Genomic DNA, 23439 nt, shown 5'->3' on the forward strand with positions numbered 1-23439 from the left:
ACCTTTCGGGCGGCGTTCGGTGCGGTGGTCACGCGTGTGCGGGGGCAGCCGCGGCGGTGGGGACCACAAGGGCCCCGTCGACCTGACGGACCTGGTCGTACTCGTGCAGGTCGACCGCGCGGGTCTCGCGGCGGTAGTGCGCGGTGGTGCCCGGCCAGAGCACGGTGTTGTTGCCCTTGCCGTCCAGGTACCAACTGCGGCAGCCGCCGGTGTTCCACACGGTCCGGCTCATCCGGCGCTGCACATCGTCGTTCCAGCGTCGCTGCGCGGAGGCGGTGACGTCCAGGGCGACGGCGCCGCTGGCGTCCAGCTTGCGCAGGTAGTCGGCCAGGTAGTTGAGCTGGGACTCGATCATCAGCACCATCGAGCTGTTGCCGAGACCGGTGTTGGGACCGATCACGAAGAGCAGGTTCGGGAAGCCGCGCACGGTCGTGCCGCGCAGCGCCGACATGCCCTCGGACCACTCCTCCGCCAGCGTCGTCCCCGCCGCGCCGGTGATGTGGGCGGCGACGGGCATGTCGGTGACATGGAAGCCGGTGCCGAAGACGATCACGTCGGCCTCGTGCTCGGTACCGTCGGCGGCGACCAAGGTGCCGCCCTTGACCTCCTTGAGCCCGGAGGCGACGACCTCGGCGTTGGGCTGGGCCAGCGCCGGGTAGTAGGTGTTGGAGAGCAGCACCCGCTTGCAGCCGAACCGGTAGTCGGGCGTGAGCTTGGCCCGCAGCGCCGGGTCCTTGACGGCCCGTCGCAGGTTCTGCCCGGCCAGCGCCTCGGCCGCCCTGAGCAGTCCGGGATGCTTCACGAACGCGCCGACCTGGTACTCACGGATCAGCCAGAGCGCGCCGCGCAGCGCCTTCTGGCTGGCCGGCAGACGCCGGTAGAGGAACCGCTCGGCAGAGGTGATGTCGCGGTCCATCCGCGCCATCACCCAAGCGGGCGTGCGCTGGAACAGCACCAGCCTGTCCACCACGGGCTGGATCGCCGGCACGATCTGGATCGCGGACGCGCCGGTCCCGACGACCGCGACGCGCTTGCCGCTCAGGTCGAACTCGTGGTTCCACTGCGCCGAGTGGAAGACCTGCCCGGGGAAGTCCGCCAGCCCGGGCACGTCCGGGATCTGCGGGTCCGAGAGCGGGCCGGTGGCCGCGACCAGGACCTGGGCGCTGAAGCGGCCCTGGTCGGTCTCGATGTCCCAGCGTGCCGTGGTGGTGTTCCAGCGCGCCGCGGTGACGGTGTGCCGGAACCGCAGGTGCGGGCGGAGCTGGAACCGGTCGACGATCCGCTCCAGGTAGGCGCGGATCTCCGGCTGGCCGGAGAAGGTGCGCGGCCAGTCGGGGTTGGGCGCGAAGGAGAACGAGTACAGGTGCGAGGGGACGTCGCAGGCGCAGCCGGGGTAGCTGTTGTCGCGCCAGGTGCCGCCGACGGAGTCCGCGCGCTCCAGCACGACGAAGTCGGTGACGCCCTCCTCGCGCAGCCGCACCGCCGCGCCCAGTCCGCCGAAGCCGGTGCCGATCACAGCGACCCTGACCTGCTGCACCGCGCTGTCGGCGCCCTGCTCCCCGGCCACTGCGGCCACTCCGGCTGCCGCGGCCGCCCCGGCCGTCTTCTGGGCCTTCTCGGTCTTCTGCCTGCCCGCCATACCGGACCTCCCGCGCATCCCTCACTCGGATCCCGCCGCCACCAACTGTGCCAGTGATCGGTGGCACAGTCAGGAGCGTAGGGGACACCGGATGGCTCGGGAAGACTCCGGAAGCCGGAAGTTACGCGCCGGTACGCCCGAAGCCCGCGCCCGGCACGTCGCCGAAGTCGGCCCCACCGGCCCTACCACCTCCGGGGGCGCCCGGCAGGGTCAGCCCGGTGAGCAGACGGTCCAGGACCTCGCCCGCCTCGCGACGCGCCCGGGCGTGGTCCTCCGCCCGGGCGATATAGAGGCTGGCCTCGGAGATCAGCGCGGCCAGCAGCCTGGTCAGCGGCGCGACCGGCATCGGCTGGATGCTGCCCTCGGCGATCGCCCTGGTCAGCTCCTCGGCCAGCAGCACGTAGCCGTGCTGCTCCACCAGTGCGTCCCAGGCGCTGTGGCCGAGCACGGCCGGGCCCTCGACGAGCACGATCCGCTGGAAGTCGGGATCGTTGCAGGCGTCGAGGAAGGACTGGAATCCGAGCCGCAGCAGCGTCCAGGCGTCACCCGACCGGGCCTCCGCCCGCGCGGTTTCCTGTTCGACCAACCGTTCGGCCATGTCCTGGGCGCAATCGCCCATCACCGCGCGGAACAGGTCGGCCTTGTCCTTGAAGTGGTGGTAGAGCGCACCCCGGGTGACCTGGGCCGCAGCGACGATGTCCTCCGTGCCCGTCGCGGTGTACCCACGCTCGGCGAACAGCGTGCGCGCCGCGCGCAGCAGCGCGCGCCGGGTGTCGGCGGTGTGTTCCGCACGCCGACCACGCGGACCACGCGCCGATCGAGGAGCTGTCATACCTACATCCTGTTCCATACAGACTGTATGTTAGAGGAGGGCCACGGACCCGCGGCCCGCGGGAACGGAGACATGGATCATGGGACTCCCACTCAATCTGACCGTCAAGATGGGCACGTACCTCCTCAAGCAGAAGCTTGCCCGCCGCGAGAAGTTCCCACTGATCGTCGAGGTGGAACCCCTCTTCGCGTGCAATCTGGCCTGCCAGGGCTGCGGCAAGATCCAGCACCCGGCCAGTGTGCTCAAGCAGCGCATGCCGGTGGAGCAGGCCGTCGCCGCCGTGGAGGAGTCCGGCGCACCGATGGTGTCGCTGGCCGGTGGCGAGCCGCTGATGCACCCGCAGATCGACGAGATCACGCGGCAGCTGCTGAAGCGCGGCAAGTTCGTGGTGCTCTGCACCAACGCGCTGTTGCTGCCCAAGCACATCCACAAGTTCAAGCCGCACCGCAACTTCGCCTGGATGGTCCACATCGACGGGCTGCGTGAGCGGCACGACGAGTCGGTGAGCAAGGAAGGCGTCTTCGACGACGCCATCGCGGCCATCCGGCAGGCCAAGGCGGCCGGGTTCCAGGTCTACACGAACTCGACGTTCTTCAACAACGACAGCCCTCAGGACATCATCGAGGTGCTGGACTACCTGAACGACGAGCTCAAGGTCGACCGGATGCAGATCTCGCCCGGCTACGCCTACGAGAAGGCCCCGGACCAGGACCGCTTCCTCGGCGTCGAGCAGACCCGGCAGCTGTTCAAGAAGGCCTTCGGGGACGGCCGCCGCAAGAAGTGGCGGCTCAACCACTCCGCGCTCTACCTGGACTTCCTGGAGGGGAAGACCGACTTCGAGTGCACCCCGTGGGCGATCCCGTCCTACTCGCTCAAGGGCTGGCAGAAGCCGTGCTACCTGATGGCCGACGGCTACGTCGACTCCTACCAGGAGCTGCTGGACTCGACGGACTGGGACAACTACGGCCGCGGCAAGGACCCCCGCTGCGACAACTGCATGGCGCACTGCGGCTACGAGCCGACCGCCGTGCTGGCCACCATGTCCTCCCTCAAGGAGAGCCTGCGGGCGGTCACCAGCGGCTGAGCTGTCCAGCCCGCTCCTCTCTCACCCGATCGGCCTAACCAGGGACGGGCCGTCGTATCGAAGCCGAAACGTTGCGGCACGATACGACGGCCCGTCCCTTTCGTCCCTGGCAAACGCTACCGACGCGTCACTAGCATGAGGCCCCATCGGGGGGCAGCAGATCAGTCGGACACAGCAAGGCAAGTTAGGGGCAGGCACCATGGCCGCGAAGGAAGAGCTGGACACGTTCTACGTGCTCACGGCGCTGTTGGTGACCCCAGCGCAGTTCCCGAGCGTGCTCGGGGACGACTACCCGGAGGCCTGCGCCGCGCTCGGTGTGGAGCCCTGGTCCGACGGCTACGGCCTGCTCTTCGGCCAGGACGGCACCGGTGCCCGCTGGACGGTGGTCTGCGACGACGCGGCCCTGGTCGGCTGCGCGATAGCGGCCTGGGACTGCGGCATGGAGTACGAGCTGGCCGCGCCCGAACGCACCGTCGTCGACACCGTCGCGGGCTGGCCGCTGGCCATCACCATCGCCACGCCCGACATCCCCGAGCCGCACGACCCGCAGGGCGACCACCCGGTGCTGCTGCGGGCCCCCGACCCGCAGGCCTGGGGCCCGGCGCACCGGCGGCTGGCCGCGGACGAGGTGGCCAAGCACTGGCTCACCTGGCGCCACCAGGTCGCCGAGGGCGCAAGCTTTGACTCCACGGGCGCCCAGCCTCCGCAGCACGTCCAGCGAGCCCTGGACCAGGCCCGCGGCTACACCAGCGACCCGCCGCCCGCCGGTCGGGTGCGCTCCGCCCCGGCCCCGGACGGCGCACGGATCGTCCGTGCCGACGGGCCCGGCTGGAGCCTCGCGGCGCACACGGAGGACATCGCACTGCTGCTGCTCGACGAGAAGCCGCACGAGATCATCCCGGTCGGCCGCGGCCCGGAGCTGCCCGCGCTGCTCCGCGACCTGGACCAGATGGCACGCGCCTCCGGCTGAGTCCCTTGCGGCCCCTGCCCCGGCCTGCGTCCGGCGGGGGCAGACTGGAGCCGTGGGCATTCCTGACGCGGCCGGGCCGGTCGTCAGCAGACGCAGCGTGCTCGCGGTCGGCGCGGGCGCGGTGGTGGGTCTTGTCGCGGCCTGCTCCTCGGCGACACACAGCCCGACCGGAGCGTCCGCGACCTCCACGACCTCGCATCCCACACCGCTACCGTCGTCCGCTGTCCCCTCCACGCACACGTCGAGCGCGGCGGCACTGCCGGCGACGACCGCGTGGCAGCCCAGCAGCAACGACATCGACCCGCAGGTGAAGCTCCGCGCGGTGCGGCTGATCGAGGCGCTGGGAAGCTGGCCGGTGGGCGGATCGGGCGAGGCCGCTGCGGCGCGCCGGGCAGCCGCGGCCGGTTACGACCCGGGACTCGCCGCCCAGGCGGGCGGCCTGCTGGGTTCCGCGCCGGAGGCCGCGCTGCAGGTACTGGAGGCGCAGTACGGCGGAATCCTCAGCGATGCGGCCAGCGTGCTCGTGGTCTGCCGCCAGTACACCCCCGGACACACCGACACCGCCGACACCACGACCGCGGACAGCGGCGGGACCACCGTGGACGTACGGCTCAGCAGCGCGCAGCCGCTCTGGCAGGTGACGGCACTTCATCCCGCCGTCCCCGGCCCGGCGCTGGCGCCCTCCGCGCTCAGCTCCGCCGCCCGCGCGGTGCTCGGCTCGGACGCGATCACACTGCCTCCGGCAGCACATGCGGACGTGCTCAGCGGCACCATCCACGACAGCGCGCTGGAGGCGATGCTGACGCTGTCGCACAGCCATCGGATCGAGCTGAGCGTGGTCCGCTCCGGCCATCCGATCGACGTCTTCGGGACCACCCGGCCGAGCGACCACCCCAAGGGACGCGCCTTCGACGTCTGGCGGATCGACGGCCAGGCCGTCATCGACCCGGCCACGCCGCGCGCCCTGGTGGAGGGCTTCATGCGCGCGGCAGCGGCGGCCGGGTCCTACAACGTGGGCGGGCCCTACCTGTTGAGCGGCGGGACGCCGGACCAGTTCTTCAGTGACGACACCCACCACGACCACGTCCACGTGGGGTTCGACGTGTGATCGTGACGGGGCAGCCGTCACGCCATCGGGAGGGTGGTCCCCTGTACGGCCTGGATGTCGAGTTCCACGCGGAGTGTGGTGCCGATGGCCGCGATGCCCACCTGGACCACCTGGTTGTAGTTCATCGCGAAGTCCTCGCGGTGCAGTTCGGCCGTCGCCCGGAACGCCGCCCGGGTACCGCCCCACGGGTCGGGGCCCGTACCCAGGTAGGTCAGGTCCAGATCGACCGGCCGCGTCACCGCGTTCATCGTCAACTCGCCATGGACCGTCCAACGGTCCGGGCCCGCCGGGGACACACCGCCGGTGCTGCGGTAGGTGATCTCCGGCTGGGCGTCCACGTTCAGGAAGTCCGGCGAACGCAGGTGGTCGTCACGCATCTTGTTGCCCGTGTCGATCGACGCCGCACCGATCACGGCGAACACCCGCGACTCCTCGACCCGCTCGGCGATCTCGACCTGCCCACGGAACTCACCGAAGTGACCGCGAATACTGGAGATCCCCAGATGCTGCGCGACCGCACCCACCGAGGAATGCGCCGGATCGACCGTCCACGGCCCCGGCGGCGGAAGCTCCACCCCACCCTGCCGGGCCAGCACCAGACTGCCCAGATCAGCCCGCCCCGACGACGCCACGATCGCCGTCGAAGCCGTCGGCTGATAACCGACCGCAGTCACGATCGCCGTGTACACACCCTGCGGCAGCGCCTGCGTGCACACCAACCCGTCGTCGTCCGCGGTCGCCCGCACCACCTGACTGCCCGTCATGTCCGTGACGGTCAGCACCGCGTGCCGCACCGCCCACCCATCCCTCGTCCGAACCCGGGCACGAAGCCCCGTGCCGCCCTCACCGGAGTGAGTGGTCATTGCTGCTCCCGATCAGTCAGTGACGGGCTCCGGCGTCCTCGACCCTCTGCTGCGCCGAGGACGCCGGATCCCGTACGTCCCCACACTGGCCTACGCCTTCACGCTCGACGACGCAGGCCGTTCGCCCGTTCTGTCACTCGTCCGGGTGGCCGAGCTCCACATCGTGGGCACTCTCGCCGCGTCCGTCCAGGGTCAGCGCAGAGGCGACCGGCGGGTAGCCGCTGGCGATGAGCGTGTAGTCACCCGCGTCCAGGTCGGTGAAGGCGTAGCTGCCGTCCTCACCGGTGGTCGCGGTGCCCACGACGTTGCCGGCCACGTCGACCAGGGTGACCCGGGCGTCGATCAGGGGCCGGTGGTCCGCAGCCGCACGGATGGTGCCCTGCATCTGCGCGCCGGCGGCCAGCTCGATCTCGATCCGGGACGGACCCGCCGTGCCGACCTCGACCGGCAGCGCGGCCGGACGGAACCCGGTGGCGTTGACGGCGACCGTGAACGTGCCCGACATCAGACCCTCGAAGGTGAAGGCGCCCGTCTCAGCGGTCTTGCCCGTGGCCAGCACCTCGCCACGGACGTCGGTGACCACAACCATCGCCTCGGCGACCGGCCGCTGGTCAGCCGCCGCGCGCACCATCCCGAGCAGACCGCTGGTGCCCGAGAGCACCACGTCGTGGCCGAGCGGGGCATCGCCGACAGCCACCGTGGAGGCGTTCGGCTGATGACCCTCGGCCGCGACGATCAGCACATAGCTGCCCGCCCCCGGCGCGGCCAGCCGGTAGCCACCGTCCGCAGCGACCGCCACGCGGCCCAACTGCCGCCCCTGCAGCGAGATCAGGGTGACCGTGGCGGAGCCCACCGGGCCGCCCTCGCCGCCCCGCACGAAGCCGTGGACCATGCTGCCACTCACCGGAACCTCCTGGGGAACCTGCTGGCCGGCGGGCACTATGGCCGACGATCCGAGCCCGGAAACCGTCTCCTGGCCGGCGACCGCAGCAGCCGGGGTGACCGGACCCTCAGCGCCCTCGGTGGCCTCGGCGGCCTCCGGGGTGCCCTCGCTCGACTTGAGCTTGATCTCCTTGAGCGCCAGCCCGAAGAACAGCGCGACCACTATGAACGGCACACCGATCAGGAACAGGTCGCCGATGGCGTGCGCGAAGGCCGCCGTGACCAGGCCCTTGGCCGGCTCCTTCAGGGCGTGGATGGCCTGGACGTTGTTGGCGTCCAGGCCCTTGAGGGACGTGCCGCCACCCGGGGCGCCGGCGAACTCCTGCGTCAGGTAGTGGGTCAGGCGGCTGGTCAGCACCGTGCCGAAGATGGCGGTGCCGATGGCAGCGCCGATCTGGCGGAAGAAGGTGGCCGAGGCGGTGGCGACACCCATGTCGCGGAAGTCGACCGAGTTCTGGATGGCCGTCACCAGCGTCTGCAGGGTCATGCCCAGGCCCGCGCCGAAGGCGAAGGCGTAGAGGGCGACCTCCCAGTACGGCGTGTGGTTGGTCAGCCGGCTCAGCAGCACCAGCGACCCTATGAGGATCAGCGCGCCGAGGATCGGGAAGATCTTGTAACGGCCCGTCTTGGCCATGATCCGGCCGGAGAGGACCGAGGTGACCATGATGCCGGCCACGGCGGGCAGCATGCCCAGACCGGACTTGGTGGCGGACATGCCCTGCACGGCCTGGAGGTAGACCGGCAGGTAGATGATGCCGCCGAACATGGCGAAACCGGCGAAGAAGCCGAAGCCGTTGCCGATCCGGAAGACCGGGTTCCGGAAGAGCCGCATCGGCAGGATCGGCTCGGCCGCACGCATCTCGACCAGGCAGAAGAGGATGGTCAGCAGGACGGAGCCGCCGGCCAGCGACAGGCCCTGCCAGGAGGCCCAGCCGTAGGAGGTGCCGGCCCAGTTCAGGTAGAGCAGCAGGCTGGTGACGCCCGCGACGATCATCAGCGAGCCAAGGAAGTCGATCTTGTGCTCGCGGCGGTTGACCGGCAGCTTGAGCGCGAAGGAGCAGACGATCAGTGCGCCGATGCCGACGGGCAGGTTGATGTAGAAGATCCACCGCCAGCCGATCGAGTCGGTGAACCAACCGCCGAGCAGCGGACCGGCGACGCTGGCCAGACCGAAGACCGCACCCATCAGGCCCTGGTAACGGCCACGCTCACGAGGCGGTATGACGTCGCCGATGATGGCGAAGGCGAGCGACATCAGACCGCCACCGCCGATGCCCTGGACGGCGCGGAAGCCGATCAGCTCGCCCATGTTCTGGCTGAGGCCGGCCAGCGCCGAGCCGATCAGGAAGATGACGATCGCGGTCTGGAAGGTGATCCGGCGGCCGTACAGGTCGGAGATCTTGCCCCAGAGCGGGGTGGCTGCGGTCGAGGTGAGCAGGTAGGCCGTGACCACCCAGGAGAGCTTGTCGATGCCACCGAGCTGGCTCACGATCGTGGGCAGGGCCGTACCGACGATGCTCTGGTCCAGCGCCGCCAGCAGCATGCCTGCCATCAGGCCGCCCATGACGACCATGATCTGTTTGTGGCTGAGGTAGTTGGGGCCCTCGGCCGGAGCCTCCGAGCCGGGCGGGGTGACCGGGGTGTCGGTCGAGATCTCTGACATGCGACGCACCGTACTGCATAGGTACGACAGCGCTCTCGCCCAAACTTGCCGTACGGCAGGTAAGTTTCATACCGATACCGGATCGAGACATGAACGAGACCAAAGAGGGTATGAACATGACAAGTAACTGGCGAGTCACCCCTGCTGGTGGTGTCCGCTGTGAGTAACCTAGCCGACACAAGAACGACCCACAAGAGGCCACTTCGGCCCACGTCAAGCCCGTCCTGTCCCGAAAAGTCCCCCCACTTGGAGCCCAAAGACCCCCAACTCGCGGATGGCGCTTGCCAGCACCCGCACTCTCGCCGCTAACGTGCCAGCATGCAGACGGACGATCGACGCGCAGCCGACCTGGAGGAGCTGGGCCTCACGAACTACGAGGCCCGGGTCTACCTCGCCCTGATCCGCCGCGACGTCTTCACGGCGGCGGAAGTCGCCAGGGAAGCGGGTGTACCCCGCCAGCGCGTGTACGACGTGCTCGAAGGGCTCATCCGCCGACAGCTGGCGATACTCCACCCCGGACGGGTCGCCGGTTACTCGGCGGTCGCGCCGGACACCGCCGTCGAGCGCCTGATCGAGCAGCAGCGCCGCTCACTCGGCCGTCTGGAGCGCCTCTCCACCGAGCTGGCCCGCGAGCTCAAGCCCACCTTCGAGAGCGGTCGCACCCACACCGACCCGCTGGACTACGTCGAGGTGCTCCGCGACCCGGCGGACATCACCGAGCGCTTCGCCCGGCTCCAGTCCACCGCCGAGCGCGAGCTGCTGAGCTTCTCCAGGCCGCCGTGGTACACCCCCACCGAGAACATCGCCGGCCTCGAGGCCAGCGCCCGCCTGCACGCCGCCGGACGCACCGTCCGCTCGCTGTACAGCCGCGCGGTGCTGGAGGACCCGGCGCTGCTCGAGGTGATCAACCTCTTCGTCGCCGCCGGCGAGGAGATCCGGATCGCGGAGGACCTGCCGCTGAAGATGATCATCGCCGACGGCTCGACCGTCCTCTGCGACATGCCGGACCCGGTGGCCCGTGACGGCGCGACGACGACGCTCTGCATCCGGCATCCCTCCCTGGCCGCCGCGCTGACGCTCGCCTTCCGGTCGATCTGGGACAACTCCCCGACCTTCGCCGAGGCGCTCAAGCAGGCCGGCATGGAGCTGCCCGCCCTCCCGTCGAGCATGCAGCGGGCCCTGGACGAGGAAGCTGCCGAGGCTGCGGACGCTGCTGCCAAGGACGACACCGCTGAGGACCAGGCCGCCGAGGACGAGGGTGAGGCCGGGTCGTCCCGCGCTCACCCGGAAGGCTCGTCCGCCCAGGCCTGAGCCGCGAGGTGCTCGTCGCGCAGGACGCGGCGCAGCACCTTGCCCAGCATGTTCCGCGGCAGCGCGTCCGAGCGGAACTCCACGATCTTCGGCACCTTGTAGCCGGTGAGCCGAGCGGCGCAGTAGTCGATCAGCGCCCGCTCGGTGAGTCGGCTGCCGGGCCGGACGATCACGCACGCCTTGACCGTCTCGCCCCGGTACTCGTCCGGCACGCCGACCACCGCCGCGTCCGCGACCGCCGGATGCGCGAGCAGCACCTCCTCGACCTCGCTGGGGAAGATGCTGAACCCGGAGGCGATGATCACGTCGCGCTTGCGGTCGATGACGGTCACGAACCCGTCCGGGCTCATCACCGCGATGTCGCCGGTGAACAGCCAGTGGTCGTGCAGCATTGCCGCACTGTCCTCGCGCTCGTGCCAGTAACCGCCGAAGACCTGCGGCCCGCGCACCACCAACTCCCCCGCCACGCCGAAGGGCTGCTGCTTCGCCGGGTCGTCCTCGGCGACTATCCGCACCTCGGTCCCCGGCAGCGGGACGCCGACCGTCCCCGGACGGGCGTTGGCGTTCAGCGGATTGGCCAGCACGACGGGCGACGCCTCCGACAGCCCGTAACCCTCCACGAGATGACCACCCGTCAACTCCTGGAACCGGTCCACCGTCTCCGGCTCCAGCCGCATGGCACCGGAGATGCAGTAGCGCACCGACCGTAGCGCGCGGGTGAGTTCGGGCCCGTGCTGCTCGGCCCGTTGCATCAGCGCCTGGTACATCGGCGGCACGCCCGGGAAGAGCGTCGGCTTCCACCGGCGCAGCGTCCGGACCACCAACTCCGGGTCGAAGCTGGGCAGCAGGACGGTCCGCGCGCCCGCGGTGGCCGCCACGCCCAGACACATCGTCATGCCGTAGACGTGGAACATCGGCAGACAGGCCAGCAGGGTCTCCCGTCCCGGACGCAACTGCGGGTACCAGGCCCGCACTTGGTGTGCGTTGGCGACGAGGTTGCGGTGCGTCAGCATCGCGCCCTTGGGCGTTCCGGTCGTCCCTCCCGTGTACTGCAGCACGGCGACGGCGCTGCGCGGGCTCACCGGCCCCTGCGCGAGCTGAGCCTCGCCCTTGCGGGGGAGCCGGGCGCGCGCGACATCGGCGAAGGGGACCCGGTCGGCGTCCTGCGGCAGCTCCGTCCGCAGTCTGGCGCGGAGTTCGCGCGAGCGGGCGAGCGGCAACCGCAGCGCGAGCCGCGTCCGCGCGGGCAACGCGTCCAGCAGCGAGGCGACCACCACGTGCCGCAGGGCCGTCCGGCCCCGGACCGCATCGACGCGCGCGAAGACGCCGTCGTACACGAGGGCGACGACTGCGCCGGAATCCTTGAGCTGGTGGGCGAGTTCGGACTCGGTGTAGAGCGGGTTCGTCGGGACGACGACGGCCCCGAGCTTGAGTGCGCCGTAGAACGCGACCACGTACTGCGGACAGTTGGGCATCACCAGCGCGACGCGGTCCCCCCGCGACACCCCGAGCGCGGCGAGCCCGGCGGCGAACCGCGCGACGGCGCGCTGGAGCGCGCGGTAGCTGGTCTTCTTCCCGAAGAACACCAGTGCGGTCCGCCGCCCGTGCCGCGCGGCGGCCTCGTCCAGCAGCCCGCTGACGGAGACGTTCGGAATGCTCAGCCGCTGCGGGACGCCGGGCGCGTAGAAGCGGTGCCAGGGTTCGCTGGTGCTGCCGGCCACGGACGCCTCCTCCTCCGCTGAGGCGTCGGAGCTGGTGCTGACGCCCTATCTCACAGAGGGCAAGATCGTGGCAGTGCGTTCGCCCCTGTGTCCAGAGGTCATGGCGAAAACGTGAAGCATGGGGCACAGGAGAAGCACGCAAGAGGCGCGGCGGAGCCGCAGATCAGCTGGGCCCCGCGCCGCTGGGGTGGCGCGTCCGCCGAAGAGCTGGCGCCAGTCCTAGTACCAGCCGTTGGCCTGCCAGAAGACCCAGGCCTGGTTCGGGCTGCCGTAGGTGGAGTCCATGTAGCCCAGCGCCCAGCGGATCTGGGTGGCCGGGTCGGTCTGCCAGTCCGAGCCCGCCGAGGCCATCTTGGAGCCCGGCAGGGCCTGCGCCAGGCCGTACGCGCCGGAGGAGGGGTTGGTCGCGGTGACGTTCCAGCCGCTCTCGTGGGAGATGATCTGGTCGAACGAGGCCAGCTGGTCCGCCGGGACGATCTGCGCGGCGATCTCCTGAGGGGTGCCGCTCGGCGCGGCCGGGGCCGCCTGCTGGGGCTGCTGCGTCTGCGGAGCGGCCTGCGGGGTGGACTGGGCGATCCGGGCCCGCTCCTCGGAACGGTTGGCCGCGGCGGCCGCATCCGCCGCCGCACGCTCGGCAGCCTTCTGCGCCGCAGCCTTCTCCGCGGCGGCCTTCTCGGCCGCGGCCTTGGCAGCCGCCGCCTTCTCCACGGCCGCCTTGGCGGCGGCAACCTTGGCTGCCGTAGCCGCCTTCGCCGCAGCCGCCTCCTGCTGGGCCTGCGCGCTGGCGCTGGCGACCGCGGCACGGGCGTTGGGGTCGGCCACCACGCTGCTCGCGCCGTTGCCGGGCAGGGCGACCGCGACGCCTGCCGCGAGGCCGACGGCCGCGACGGAGGAGGCGATGACGACGCCGCGCTTGCGCAGGCCGAGGGGAAGCGTGGGAGGCATGGAGAAAGGAGCTCGCAATCGGTTGGCTGGTGGCGCGTCCGCCTCTGCTCCGCAGCACGGGACAGGTGCGCTGCGGAGCCGGACGGCGCCAGTGGCACGCCGGTTCAGGGCTCGTGCCGGTTTACGGGCAACCCGGCGAAGGCGGGGCCGCCGTTGCGACAACGCCATTGATAGCAAGCCGTTTCCCGCGATTTCAACGAGCCTTCTACTACCCGACTCCGTAGTGGAGCGCCGTTCGGCGGGGCGGCTCGGCAGCCGCGCCTGCCGCCGCCGCGCCGCCATCCGACCTGGGTAAGGCCTGCGTGAACGGCGGGGGGACGAAAGAAACGACCGCCTCCTCCCGAAGGAGAAGGCGGTCGTCGGGGAGCACCGAACCGTGCAAACGATCAACTATCGGCCATCGTTGACGGCGAGCCCGCTGTGTCCGGGCTCACAACCCGTCAGCGCTCGGCGAGACGCGCGGTGAGTGCCAGCAGGAAGAGCCCGCGGGTCCGCTCGGCCTCGTCCAGCGGCTCCAGAAGGCGGGACTGGACCTCGGCGACGCCGGGCGAGACCTCCTCCAGCAGGCGCACACCGGCCGGGGCCAGTGCCAGCAGGTTGCGACGGCCGTCGGCGGGGTCGCGCCGACGCAGCACCAGGCCGCGTCGGACCAGGCGGCTGATGAGCTCGGCCATCGTCGCCTTGTCGAGCGAGGTGCGCTCGCCGACCGTGCGCTGGTCGATGTCCGGCTCGACGGAGAGCGCGTCGAGGACGGCGTGCTGGGGCGCGGTGAGCTCACCGGAGACCAGCTCGGTCCAGAACCGGGTGTGGACCTGCTGGGCCACCCGGATCAGGTAGCCGATGACGCGTGGAGCGTCCAGCAGCGGACGGGCGTCCACCATGGTCTCCAGCGCCAGGTTCTCCATCCGGGCCATCCGGGCCAGCGCCATCATCAGCTCGGACCGCTCCGACTCCTCGAGCGGGACCAGCAGTTCACGCTGGACGACGGCCACCCCGACGGAGGCGTCGTGCATGACCTGCTCGCCGTGGGGAGAGAGGGTGAGCAGCTTGCGGCGACCGTCTGCCGGGTCGCGTCGGCGCAGTACCAGGCCGCGTCGAACCAGGCGACCGACCATTTCGGCCATGGTCGCCTTGTCCAAGGAGGCGCGCTCCCCCACCGTGCGCTGGTCCGCCCCGGGCTCGAGAGCCAAGGCGATCAGCGCGGCGTACTGGGGAGCGGTCAGATCCGATCCGACGTGCTCGGTCCACAGTCGGGTGTGGACCTGCTGGGCTATGCGGATCAGCTGACCTGGCGACTGGGACAAGCGGATCGGCGTACCCGTCATGTCGATATCCCCCAGCACCATAGGACCGTCCTGATGTGTTCGACCGACGCTGAAGCCCCTGTGGGTGGGCGCGTTCGGCTCGTGAGCGGCGAAACCGCGGGCAGGTACCGTGTGGGGGTCCTGTGTACGGACAGTTTCCGCCGGACAGCCGTCGGCTGCTGGCGGACACTATACAAACCAGACAGACCAAGGCGACATGGCGCAGAGAGCTGCGATCCAATCGTGATCCGAGTCGATCCGGAGTGGTCGGGTCAGGACGGTTGCAAGCCCCGAAGCAAAAGCTCGGCAAAGGCAGCACCGATTGCCGCAGGCGTCAACTCCCCGTCTACGCGGTACCAACTGCCGAGATGATGAACTCCGCCGAAGAACTGATGGGTCACCAGATCCGCCGAAACGTCGGCCCGGAAAAGGCCCGCGGACTGGCCCTCCTCGATCAGTGCGCGGAACCGTTCGTGGTACCGCCGACGGTCCGCGCGCACCTGCGCCAACCGGTCGGCGGGAAGCATGTGCATCGACCGCCAGGAGACCATCGCGTCGTCGAGGTGCTCCAGCGTGGTCACCACGACGTCGGCAGCCGCAGCGGAAAGCCGCAGGTCAACCTGGACGTCACGAGCGACGATCGCGTCGAGCCGCTCCGCCTGGACGTGGAGCAGCCGGGTGTAGATCTGCTGCAGCAGGTCGTCCTTGGACGAGTAGTAGTGGTACATCGCGCCCTTGGTGACCCCGGCCAGCTCCACGATCTCCTGGACCGAGGTGGGCGCGAATCCTCGCTCCGCGAAGAGACTGCTGGCTGCTGCCAGCAGGCGCTCCTGGACGGGGACCGCCATGTCGACCTGGGCCATCGGCGCCCTCACCCCTTCTACTCGTCTGCTCGACTTCGTCTGTTCGTGTGTCGCAGGATCTGTGGATCCTCTGACCCCGGATCTGTACATCGTGTGTACGAATCCAGCCCGTCCTGGGCCGAATTCGACCGCACCGACCCCCGAATCGGGATCGAATCGACCGCTGTACCGATCGCCGAACCGAGTACCGCAACGTGGACCGGTCCGGAGGTCAAGGTGGTGCGAGCCACTCTAGCCCCCATACCTACTAGTCGGTATGGTGACCGGCATGAGCACTCCGACGCCACCGGGGCTGGATCTGGACCGCCTGCGCGACCACCTCGGAACCGGGCCGCTTGAGGCCGAGCTGATCTCCGGTGGGAAGTCCAATCTCACCTACCGCCTGACCGACGGCAAGACCCGCTGGGTCCTGCGCCGCCCGCCGCTCGGCCACGTGCTGGCCACCGCCCACGACATGTCCCGCGAGCACCGGGTCATCGCGGCGCTCGCGGACACCGCCGTTCCGGTCCCCGGGGTGCACCTGCTCTGCGAGGACCCGGAGGTGATCGGTGCCCCCTTCTATCTGATGGACGAGGTGCAGGGCACCGTCTACCGCACCGCCGAGGACGCGGCCGGTCTTAGCCGGGAGCGGGCCCGTGCCCTCTCCTTCCGCCTGGTCGACGTGCTGGCCGGGCTGCACGCGGTGGACCCCGCCTCGGTGGGCCTCGGCGACTTCGGCAGGCCCGAGGGCTACCTCCTGCGGCAGGTGGCGCGCTGGCACCGCCAGTTCGAGGGCTCCCGCAGCCGCGAGATCCCGGGGATGGAGGAGCTGCAGCAGCGGCTGAACGAAGGCGTACCCACCAGCCAGCGGGCCGTGATCGTGCACGGCGACTACCGCCTGGACAACACCATCGCCGCAGCCGACGACACCATCGCCGCCGTCCTCGACTGGGAGATGGCCACCCTCGGCGATCCACTCGCCGACGTCGGCCTGATGAAGGTGTACTGGGACATCGCCGGGACAATGCCGGGCAACCCCGTCGCCGGAGCGGTCAGCCCCGAGCTGGGCTTCCCGGGCATGGACGAACTCGTCGAACGCTATGCCGCGGCCACCGGGCTCGACCTGACCCCTCTCCCCTGGTACACCGCGTTCGCCCAGTACAAGCTGGCGATCATCGCGGAGGGGATCCACTTCCGCTTCATCCAGGGCAAGACCGTCGGCGACGGCTTCTCGCACCTGGGTGCGATGGTCCCGCCGCTGGTCGCGCTGGCGCTGGACACCCTCGCGGGAAAGGCCGCCCGCTGACGGACTTCCGCCGGCCCAACTCCGGGCGGTGGCGCGGACGCTGCGCTTCGCCGACGGCCCGGACGAGGTCCACGAGCGCTCGCTCGCGCGGCGCGAACCCAAGCCCCACCTCGTGTCGTACCGCCCGCCCCACTCACCCCACTCATCCCTCGTCAGGAGAACGCACCCCATGACCGAGCAGAACCGCGTCGCCATCGTCACCGGAGCCGCGCGCGGCATCGGCGCCGCCACCGCGATCCGCCTCGCGGCGGACGGCTTCGCCGTCGCCGTGGTCGACCTGGAAGAGGCGGCGGGCAAGGACACCGTCGAGAAGATCACCGCCGCGGGCGGCCGCGCGATCGCCGTCGGCGCGGACGTCAGCAACGGCGAGCAGGTCGCCGCGGCCGTCGACCGGATCGCCGCGGAACTGGGCGCGCCGACCGTGCTGGTCAACAACGCCGGTGTGCTGCGCGACAACCTGCTGTTCAAGATGTCCGAGTCGGACTGGGACACGGTGATGAACGTGCACCTCAAGGGCGCGTTCCTGATGTCCAAGGCCTGCCAGAAGCACATGGTCGACGCCGGTTACGGACGCATCGTCAACCTCTCCTCCAGCAGCGCGCTGGGCAACCGCGGCCAGGCCAACTACTCGGCTGCCAAGGCGGGTCTGCAGGGCTTCACCAAGACCCTCGCCAAGGAGCTCGGCAAGTTCGGCGTCACCGCGAACGCCGTCGCCCCCGGCTTCATCGCCACGGACATGACCGCGGCGACGGCCGAGCGCGTGGGCATGGGCTTCGAGGAGTTCAAGGCGGCTGCAGCCAGCATGATCCCGGTCCAGCGGGTGGGCGTGCCGGACGACATCGCCCACACCGTCTCGTTCCTGGTGAGCGAGGGCGCGGGCTTCGTCTCCGGCCAGGTCGTCTACGTCGCCGGCGGCCCGCTCGACTAGGCAGTAACTGAGGTAGCACCTCGGGGGCGCGGGGCTGTGCTGATCCGCGGCTCCGCGCCCCCGGCGTGCTCCAACTCCCCCACTGCCTTCCGTATCCCTCTCCGCAAGACAAAGGACCCCCTCATGACCACTCCCTCTCCCACCGGAAAGGTCGCGCTCGTCACCGGCGGCAGCCGGGGCATCGGGTTCGCAGCCGCGCAGGCGCTCGTCGCGCGTGGGGACCGGGTCGTCCTCACCGGGCGGGACGCCGCCTCCCTGGACGAGGCGGTCGCCGCGCTCGGCGGCAGCGCGCATGCCCTCGGCGTGGCCGGGAAGAGCCACGACGCCGCGCACCGCGAGGAGACCATCGGCCGGGCCATGGACGCGTTCGGGCGAATCGACCACCTCGTCAACAACGTCGGTACCAATCCAGTCTTCGGCAACATGGTCGATCTCGATCTCGACGCCGCCCGCAAGATCCTCGACATCAACCTCGTCTCGACGCTCGGCTGGGTGCAGTTGGTGCACGCCGCGTCGATGCGCGAACACGGCGGGGCGATTGTCAACGTCTCCTCGATCAGCGCGCTCGGGCCCGCGCCGGGAATCGGAATGTACGGCGCGAGCAAGGCCGCACTGGTGCAGCTGACGCAGCAACTCGCCTACGAGATGGCACCGACCGTGCGCGTCAACGCGGTTGCGCCCGCGGTCGTGCGGACCAAGTTCGCCGAGGCGCTGTTCGCGGGCCACGAGGAGCAGGTGGTCAAGGCGTACCCCTTGGGACGCCTCGGCGAGCCGGAGGACGTGGGCGGCGCGATCGCGTTCCTGCTGTCCGAGCAGGCGGCGTGGATCACCGGTCAGACGCTGGTCCTCGACGGAGGGTTGACCCTCAACGCCGGGCTGGCCTGAAATCACTGACGACCGGAATTGTTCGTTCGCTTTCCCGCGAGGGCAACGTTGCAAACCGCTTGGCGAACAAGGATGAGCTAGATCACATCAGTTCGTCGAAAACCTCGACGCTTATTCAGATCCGACAAACCAACAGGTCACATGGTTGTCACGAAGGCGTCGACCCCGGCAGGGCTCAACCCGAAACACTGTAACGTCGAAGGGGTGCGTAACCAGAGGACCGAGGTCGCCCTGCTCGAACGGGCCGAGCGACCACATGAGCGAGCCGCAGAGCAGCCGACCAGCCGTGAACCACGCTGGCGGCCGCTCAGTCGCACCCACAAGATCCTCTTCGCCGTCACGGCCGTCGCCTACGCGACGGTGATCGTCGCCGTCTTCACCACCTCCCGTCTGGTCGCACTGGACTGGGAGGTGATGGCATTCAAGCCGTACATGCACTGGCCGGAGTTCCTGAACTTCCTGAACTACTGGGTCATAGCCGGACAGCGCGGGCCGTCCGCGATCGTGGTGTCGGCCTGGCTGACCTGGCGCTGCTGGCGACAGCGGTCCTGGCGACCACTGCTGGTGCTGGGCGTCTCGCTGGTGCTGCTCAACATGTCGGTGGGCGCGGTCAAGATAGCCACGGGCCGCCTCGGCCCGCACTACGCGCACGTCTACGGATCCAACGAGATCTTCCTCGGCGGCGGTATCTTCCCGTCCGGGCACACCGCCAACGCCGTGGTCACCTGGGGGGTCGTCGCCTACCTGGCGATTCGCTGGCGTCGCATCGGCGCCTTCCTGGCCGGCTGGATGGGTTTCTCCATCGGCCTCACCACGCTCTACCTGGGCACCCACTGGACGACCGACGTGCTGGCCGGCTGGGCCGCCGGCGCACTGGTGCTGTTGGCGCTGCCGCTCTTCGAGCCGGTCGTCGAGAGCACCGACGAGCGGATGCGGCAGATCTGGAGGGAGCGCCGCTTCCTCCGCGGCCGGAAGCCGGACAGCGTGTCAGTGAAGCTTCCGAAGGCACGTGATCTCGATCACCAGAACAAGCGGTCAATTCCGATCGGATATTGACATATCGCCGTTGTCTTCGAATGCCGCTCCTAGAGTCACCGCATGGGGAACTTGGAAACGGCACTCAAGGATGCAATGGCGATCGAAGGCGCCGTCGGCGTCGCGATCGTCGACTACAACAGCGGTCTGGCCCTCGGGACTCTGGGTGCCGGGAATGAACTCGACCTGAATGTCGCGGCGGCCGGCAACACCGATGTGGTGCGGGCGAAGATGCGGACGATGGAGATGCTCAATCTCCACAACGAAGTGATCGAGGACATCCTCATCACGCTCACCGGTCAGTACCACATCATCCGCCCGCTGACCCACCAGGGCAGCCAGGGCATCTTCCTGTACCTCGCACTCGACCGGCAGCGCGCCAACCTGGCCATGGCCCGCCATCTGATGCGCAGGATAGAGGCCGACCTGGAGGTCTGATCCAGGTCGGCCTCCTCGCGGGTCAGCGGGCCGCGACGGCCTGCTTGATCAGGGTCTTGCCGAAGTCGCGCATCAGCCCGGTGCCGCTGTGCGCCTCGTCCATGATGTCGGTGAAGGCGTCGACAAAGCGGTCGACCTCCGCCTCACCGATGGTCAACGGCGGGATCAGTTTGATCACTTCGAGATGGTCCCCGGAGACCTGGGTCAGGATCCGGTGCCGCTGCATCAGCGGGACCACGACCATCTGCGCGAAGAGGCCCTTCCGAGCCGCCTGCAGCGCGGTCCAGCCCGTGCGCAGCTTGAGCGACTGCGGGCGGCCGAACTCGATCCCGATCATCAGGCCGCGGCCGCGCACGTCGGCCAGCATCTCGTACTTCGGGATGAGCGCCGCCAGCCGCTCCCGGAAAAGGTCGCCCACGCGGCGGGCGTTGGCCACCACCTGCTCGTCCTCGAAGACGTGCAGGGTGGCCAGCCCCGCCGCCATGGCCTGGGCGTTGGAGCCGAAGCTCGCCGAGTGGACCAGCACCCGGTCCATCGACGAGTAGACCTTCTCGAAGATCCACTCCTTGCCCAGCGTCGCACCGACCGGGACGTAGCCGCCGGAGAGCGCCTTGGCCACGCACACCAGGTCCGGCTCGACGTCGGCCTCGTGCTGGTAGGCGAAGAAGTCGCCGGTGCGGCCCATGCCGGTCTGCACCTCGTCGGCGATCAGCAGCGCCCTGTGCTTGTGCAGCAGGTCCTGCGCGGCGCGCAGATAGCCGTCGGGTGCGGCGTGGACGCCCTTGCCCTGGATCGGCTCGACGATCAGCGCCGCCACGTCGCCCTTCTGCAGCTCGCGCTCCAGCCGCTCCAGATCGCCCAGCGGGATCGCGGTGTCCGGCAGCAGCGGGGCGAATCCCTTGCGGAAGCCGTCCTCCCCGTTGACCGAGAGCGAACCGGTGGTCAGGCCGTGGAAGGCGTGCTCGCAGAAGAGGACGCGGGGCTTGCCGGTGGCGTAGCGGGCGAACTTGAGCGCCGTCTCGACCGCCTCGGTGCCGCTGTTGCCGAAGAAGACCCGGTCCAGGTGCGGGGCGTGGGCGAGCAGCTTCTCCGCGAGCAGGCCGGGCAGCGGCTGGCAGTCGAAGCGGGTCAGGTCGGCCAGCTCCAGATCCATCACCTGGTGCACCGCCTGACGGACCACCGGGTGGTGCCGGCCGAGGGCGAAGATGCCGAAGCCCGCCAGCATGTCGAGGTAGTCGTTGCCCTCGGCGTCGTAGAAGTAGGCGCCCTTGGCGTGCTCGTAGACCTTGTCGAAGCCGATGGTGTGCAGCATCCGCGGCAGCTGGTGGTTCAGGTACTCCGCGTGCAGGCGGTAGCGCTCGCCGCCGCGCGCGGCGAGCAGCGCCGTGAGGTCGAAGCCACCGGGCGAACCGACGGTGTCTCCGGCCGCGCTGCTGATGTCAGCTGCCATGGTGCTGGTCCCCTCCAACGAAGTCGGACGTCAGGTCGGACGTCAGGAAATCGCCGCCCGGCGTAAGCCCCAAGGCCTTGGCGAAGGCGGAAGTCTGGGCGGCGACACCCGGACCGGTCAGGCCGATCTCGTCCAGGATCTCACCGCGTGCGGCGTGGCTCAGGAAGCGCTGTGGGATGCCGAGTTCGCGCGTCGGGACGTCGAGGTCGGCGTCGCGCAGCGCCTGGGCCACGGCCGCGCCCACGCCGCCGACCCGGCCGCTGTCCTCGACGGTGACCACCAGCCGGTGCCGGGCCGCGAGTTCGGTCAGGGCCGGGTCGACGGGCTTGACCCAGCGCGGGTCGACGACGGTGGTGCCGAGGCCCTCGGCGGTCAGCAGCGCGGCGGCGTCCAGGCAGGCGGTCGCCATGGCGCCGACGGCCACCAGCAGCACCTCGGGCGCGCGTCCGGCCGGGCCGGTGCGCAGCAGCACGTCGACGCCGCCGATCCGCTCCACCGCGGTGATCGGCAGGCCGACCTCGGCCTTGGGGTAGCGGACGACGGTGGGCGCGTCGGCGACGTCGAGCGCCTCGCGCAGTTCGGCACGGAGCTGGTCCGCGTCGCGCGGTGCGGCGATCCGCAGGCCCGGGACGACCTGCAGGATGGACAGGTCCCACATGCCGTTGTGCGAGGCGCCGTCGGTACCGGTCACTCCGGCCCGGTCGAGCACGAAGGTGACTCCGCACCGGTGCAGCGCACAGTCCATCAGCACCTGGTCGAAGGCCCGGTTGAGGAAGGTCGAGTAGAGCGCGACGACCGGGTGCAGCCCGGCCGTCGCCAGCCCGGCGGCGGAGACGGTGGCGTGCTGCTCGGCGATGCCGACGTCGTAGATCCGCTCCGGGAACTCACGGGCGAACGGCTGCAGGCCGACCGGCTGGAGCATGGCCGCGGTGATGGCCACGACGTCCGGACGCTCGCGCCCGATCTCGACCAGCTCCTTGCCGAAGACGGAGGTCCAGGAGACGCCGGTTACCGGCCGCAGCGGCTCGCAGGTGACCGGGTCGATCGCGCCGACCTGGTGGAAGTGGTCGGCCTCGTCCAGCTCGGCGGGCCGGTAGCCGCGGCCCTTCTCGGTCAGGCAGTGGACGATGATCGGCCCGCCGAAGCCGGCGGCCCGCCGCAGCGCGGACTCCACCGCGTCGACGTCGTGGCCGTCGATCGGGCCGATGTACTTCAGGCCCAGGTCCTCGAACATGCCCTGGGGCGAGGTGGCGTCCTTGTAGCCCTTCTTCGCGCCGTGCAGCGCGTCGTAGATCGGCCCGCCGACGACGGGCGTGCGCTGCAGCGTCTCCTTGCCCCAGGAGAGGACCCGCTCGTAGCCCTGGGTGGTACGCAGGTTGGTGCGCAGCGTGGCGAGGTGGTTGGCCAGGCCGCCGATGGTCGGCGCGTAGGAGCGCTCGTTGTCGTTGACCACGATGACGACCGGGCGGTCCTCCGCCTCGGCGATGTTGTTGAGCGCCTCCCAGGCCATCCCGCCGGTCAGCGCGCCGTCGCCGATCACGGCGACGACATGGCGGTCCTGGTACCCCTGCAGCTGGTTGGCCTTGGCCAGGCCGTCCGCGTAGCCGAGCACGGTGGATGCGTGCGAGTTCTCGATCACGTCGTGCTCGGACTCGGCACGCGAGGGGTAGCCGGAGAGACCGCCGCGGTTCTTGAACCGGCCGAAGTCCTGACGCCCCGTCAGCAGCTTGTGGACGTAGGACTGGTGGCCGGTGTCGAAGAGGATCCGGTCGGCCGGCGAGTCGAAGACCCGGTGCAGCGCGATGGTCAGCTCGACCACGCCGAGGTTCGGCCCGAGGTGCCCGCCTGTGCGGGTGATCGCGTCGATCAGGAACTCCCTGATCTCCTCGGCGAGGCGCGGCAGGTCGGACGGCGGCAGCCGGCGCAGGTCGTGGGGGCTGCGGATGGTCTCGAGGAGGGACATCGACTCACCTTCGTTCCGTACGTACCTGTAGTGACGTGGCGCTCCTCGGCGCCGTTGGATGCTTCCTCCTCTCGGCCCTGAGCCGGATCACCGCACGTCGACGCTGGGGGCACCGGACGGGGCGCCGGCGTCCTGCATCTGCTCGGCCAGCTTCATGGCCTCCTCGATCAGGGTCTCCACGATCTTCGACTCCGGCACGGTCTTGATGAC

Annotated in this window: 19 protein-coding genes and 1 pseudogene; 9 read left to right on the forward strand and 11 right to left on the reverse strand. The window is 70.0% G+C overall.

Going from position 1 to position 23439, the window contains the following annotated elements; genetic code table 11:
* Positions 1 to 28: 28 nt before the first annotated feature.
* Positions 29 to 1639, reverse strand: coding sequence for a flavin-containing monooxygenase (locus ABH928_RS20020; RefSeq protein WP_370068287.1), 1611 nt, complete (start codon positions 1637 to 1639; stop codon positions 29 to 31).
* A gap of 121 nt (positions 1640 to 1760) precedes the next feature.
* A complete protein-coding gene (locus tag ABH928_RS20025; protein WP_370068289.1) occupies positions 1761 to 2471 on the reverse strand; it encodes a TetR/AcrR family transcriptional regulator in 711 nt (236 codons plus the stop codon).
* A 79-nt stretch (positions 2472 to 2550) separates the two neighbouring features.
* Between ABH928_RS20025 and hpnH the strand changes: the two genes are divergently transcribed.
* The 3 genes from hpnH (at position 2551) to ABH928_RS20040 (ending at position 5633) form a co-directional block, all read left to right on the forward strand.
* Entirely contained in the window at positions 2551 to 3555 is a 1005-nt protein-coding gene (hpnH, locus tag ABH928_RS20030; protein ID WP_370068291.1) for an adenosyl-hopene transferase HpnH, read from the forward strand.
* A 199-nt stretch (positions 3556 to 3754) separates the two neighbouring features.
* Positions 3755 to 4525 carry a hypothetical protein gene (locus ABH928_RS20035; protein WP_370068293.1) on the forward strand — a complete coding sequence of 257 codons (771 nt, stop codon included), beginning with the start codon at positions 3755 to 3757 and terminating at the stop codon, positions 4523 to 4525.
* Positions 4526 to 4577: 52 nt separating this feature from the next.
* Positions 4578 to 5633, forward strand: a complete 1056-nt coding sequence (locus ABH928_RS20040; protein WP_370068295.1) for a hypothetical protein — start codon at positions 4578 to 4580, stop codon at positions 5631 to 5633.
* Positions 5634 to 5650: 17 nt separating this feature from the next.
* On the opposite strand, the gene ABH928_RS20045 is transcribed toward ABH928_RS20040, so the two are convergent.
* Together ABH928_RS20045 and ABH928_RS20050 are read right to left on the reverse strand one after the other, a co-directional pair.
* Positions 5651 to 6496 carry a YceI family protein gene (locus tag ABH928_RS20045; protein ID WP_370068297.1) on the reverse strand — a complete coding sequence of 282 codons (846 nt, stop codon included), beginning with the start codon at positions 6494 to 6496 and terminating at the stop codon, positions 5651 to 5653.
* A gap of 133 nt (positions 6497 to 6629) precedes the next feature.
* A complete protein-coding gene (locus ABH928_RS20050; protein WP_370068299.1) occupies positions 6630 to 9101 on the reverse strand; it encodes an MFS transporter in 2472 nt (823 codons plus the stop codon).
* 318 nt (positions 9102 to 9419) lie between these two features.
* Here ABH928_RS20050 and ABH928_RS20055 point away from each other — a divergent pair, with 318 nt between their 5' ends.
* Positions 9420 to 10412 carry a TrmB family transcriptional regulator gene (locus ABH928_RS20055; RefSeq protein WP_370068301.1) on the forward strand — a complete coding sequence of 331 codons (993 nt, stop codon included), beginning with the start codon at positions 9420 to 9422 and terminating at the stop codon, positions 10410 to 10412.
* Here ABH928_RS20055 and ABH928_RS20060 read toward each other — a convergent pair.
* The 4 genes from ABH928_RS20060 to ABH928_RS20075 form a co-directional block, all read right to left on the reverse strand.
* Positions 10382 to 12133 carry an AMP-binding protein gene (locus ABH928_RS20060; protein WP_370068303.1) on the reverse strand — a complete coding sequence of 584 codons (1752 nt, stop codon included), beginning with the start codon at positions 12131 to 12133 and terminating at the stop codon, positions 10382 to 10384. The genes ABH928_RS20055 and ABH928_RS20060 overlap by 31 nt on opposite strands.
* 219 nt (positions 12134 to 12352) lie before the next feature.
* Positions 12353 to 13078 carry a lytic transglycosylase domain-containing protein gene (locus ABH928_RS20065; RefSeq protein WP_370068305.1) on the reverse strand — a complete coding sequence of 242 codons (726 nt, stop codon included), beginning with the start codon at positions 13076 to 13078 and terminating at the stop codon, positions 12353 to 12355.
* A gap of 440 nt (positions 13079 to 13518) precedes the next feature.
* Entirely contained in the window at positions 13519 to 14382 is an 864-nt protein-coding gene (locus ABH928_RS20070) for a MarR family winged helix-turn-helix transcriptional regulator (RefSeq protein ID WP_370068307.1), read from the reverse strand.
* 272 nt (positions 14383 to 14654) lie between these two features.
* Positions 14655 to 15245: a TetR/AcrR family transcriptional regulator gene (locus ABH928_RS20075; protein WP_370068309.1), complete on the reverse strand. Its 591-nt coding sequence runs from the start codon at positions 15243 to 15245 to the stop codon at positions 14655 to 14657.
* A 268-nt stretch (positions 15246 to 15513) separates the two neighbouring features.
* Here ABH928_RS20075 and ABH928_RS20080 point away from each other — a divergent pair, with 268 nt between their 5' ends.
* The 5 genes from ABH928_RS20080 (at position 15514) to ABH928_RS20100 (ending at position 19816) form a co-directional block, all read left to right on the forward strand.
* Positions 15514 to 16530 (forward strand): phosphotransferase family protein, encoded by a 1017-nt coding sequence (locus ABH928_RS20080; protein ID WP_370068311.1) that lies wholly within the window; start codon positions 15514 to 15516, stop codon positions 16528 to 16530.
* Between the two features lie 169 nt (positions 16531 to 16699).
* Positions 16700 to 17458, forward strand: coding sequence for a 3-oxoacyl-ACP reductase FabG (gene fabG / locus ABH928_RS20085; RefSeq protein WP_370068313.1), 759 nt, complete (start codon positions 16700 to 16702; stop codon positions 17456 to 17458).
* 123 nt (positions 17459 to 17581) lie between these two features.
* Positions 17582 to 18343 (forward strand): SDR family oxidoreductase, encoded by a 762-nt coding sequence (locus tag ABH928_RS20090; RefSeq protein WP_370068315.1) that lies wholly within the window; start codon positions 17582 to 17584, stop codon positions 18341 to 18343.
* Positions 18344 to 18547: 204 nt separating this feature from the next.
* A complete protein-coding gene (locus tag ABH928_RS20095; protein WP_370068317.1) occupies positions 18548 to 19399 on the forward strand; it encodes a phosphatase PAP2 family protein in 852 nt (283 codons plus the stop codon).
* A gap of 42 nt (positions 19400 to 19441) precedes the next feature.
* Entirely contained in the window at positions 19442 to 19816 is a 375-nt protein-coding gene (locus ABH928_RS20100) for a hypothetical protein (RefSeq protein WP_370068319.1), read from the forward strand.
* A 22-nt stretch (positions 19817 to 19838) separates the two neighbouring features.
* Here ABH928_RS20100 and ABH928_RS20105 read toward each other — a convergent pair whose 3' ends face one another.
* The 3 genes and pseudogenes from ABH928_RS20105 to ABH928_RS20115 all read right to left on the reverse strand — a co-directional run.
* A complete protein-coding gene (locus tag ABH928_RS20105; RefSeq protein ID WP_370068321.1) occupies positions 19839 to 21266 on the reverse strand; it encodes an aspartate aminotransferase family protein in 1428 nt (475 codons plus the stop codon).
* Positions 21256 to 23229 carry a 1-deoxy-D-xylulose-5-phosphate synthase gene (gene dxs, locus ABH928_RS20110; RefSeq protein WP_370068323.1) on the reverse strand — a complete coding sequence of 658 codons (1974 nt, stop codon included), beginning with the start codon at positions 23227 to 23229 and terminating at the stop codon, positions 21256 to 21258. The genes ABH928_RS20105 and dxs overlap by 11 nt, the downstream gene beginning before the upstream one ends.
* An 87-nt stretch (positions 23230 to 23316) precedes the next feature.
* Positions 23317 to 23439, reverse strand: a pseudogene (locus ABH928_RS20115) (4-hydroxy-3-methylbut-2-en-1-yl diphosphate synthase); the annotation flags it as partial.

This window comes from Streptacidiphilus sp. MAP5-3 (assembly GCF_041262505.1).
GTDB lineage: Bacteria > Actinomycetota > Actinomycetes > Streptomycetales > Streptomycetaceae > Streptacidiphilus.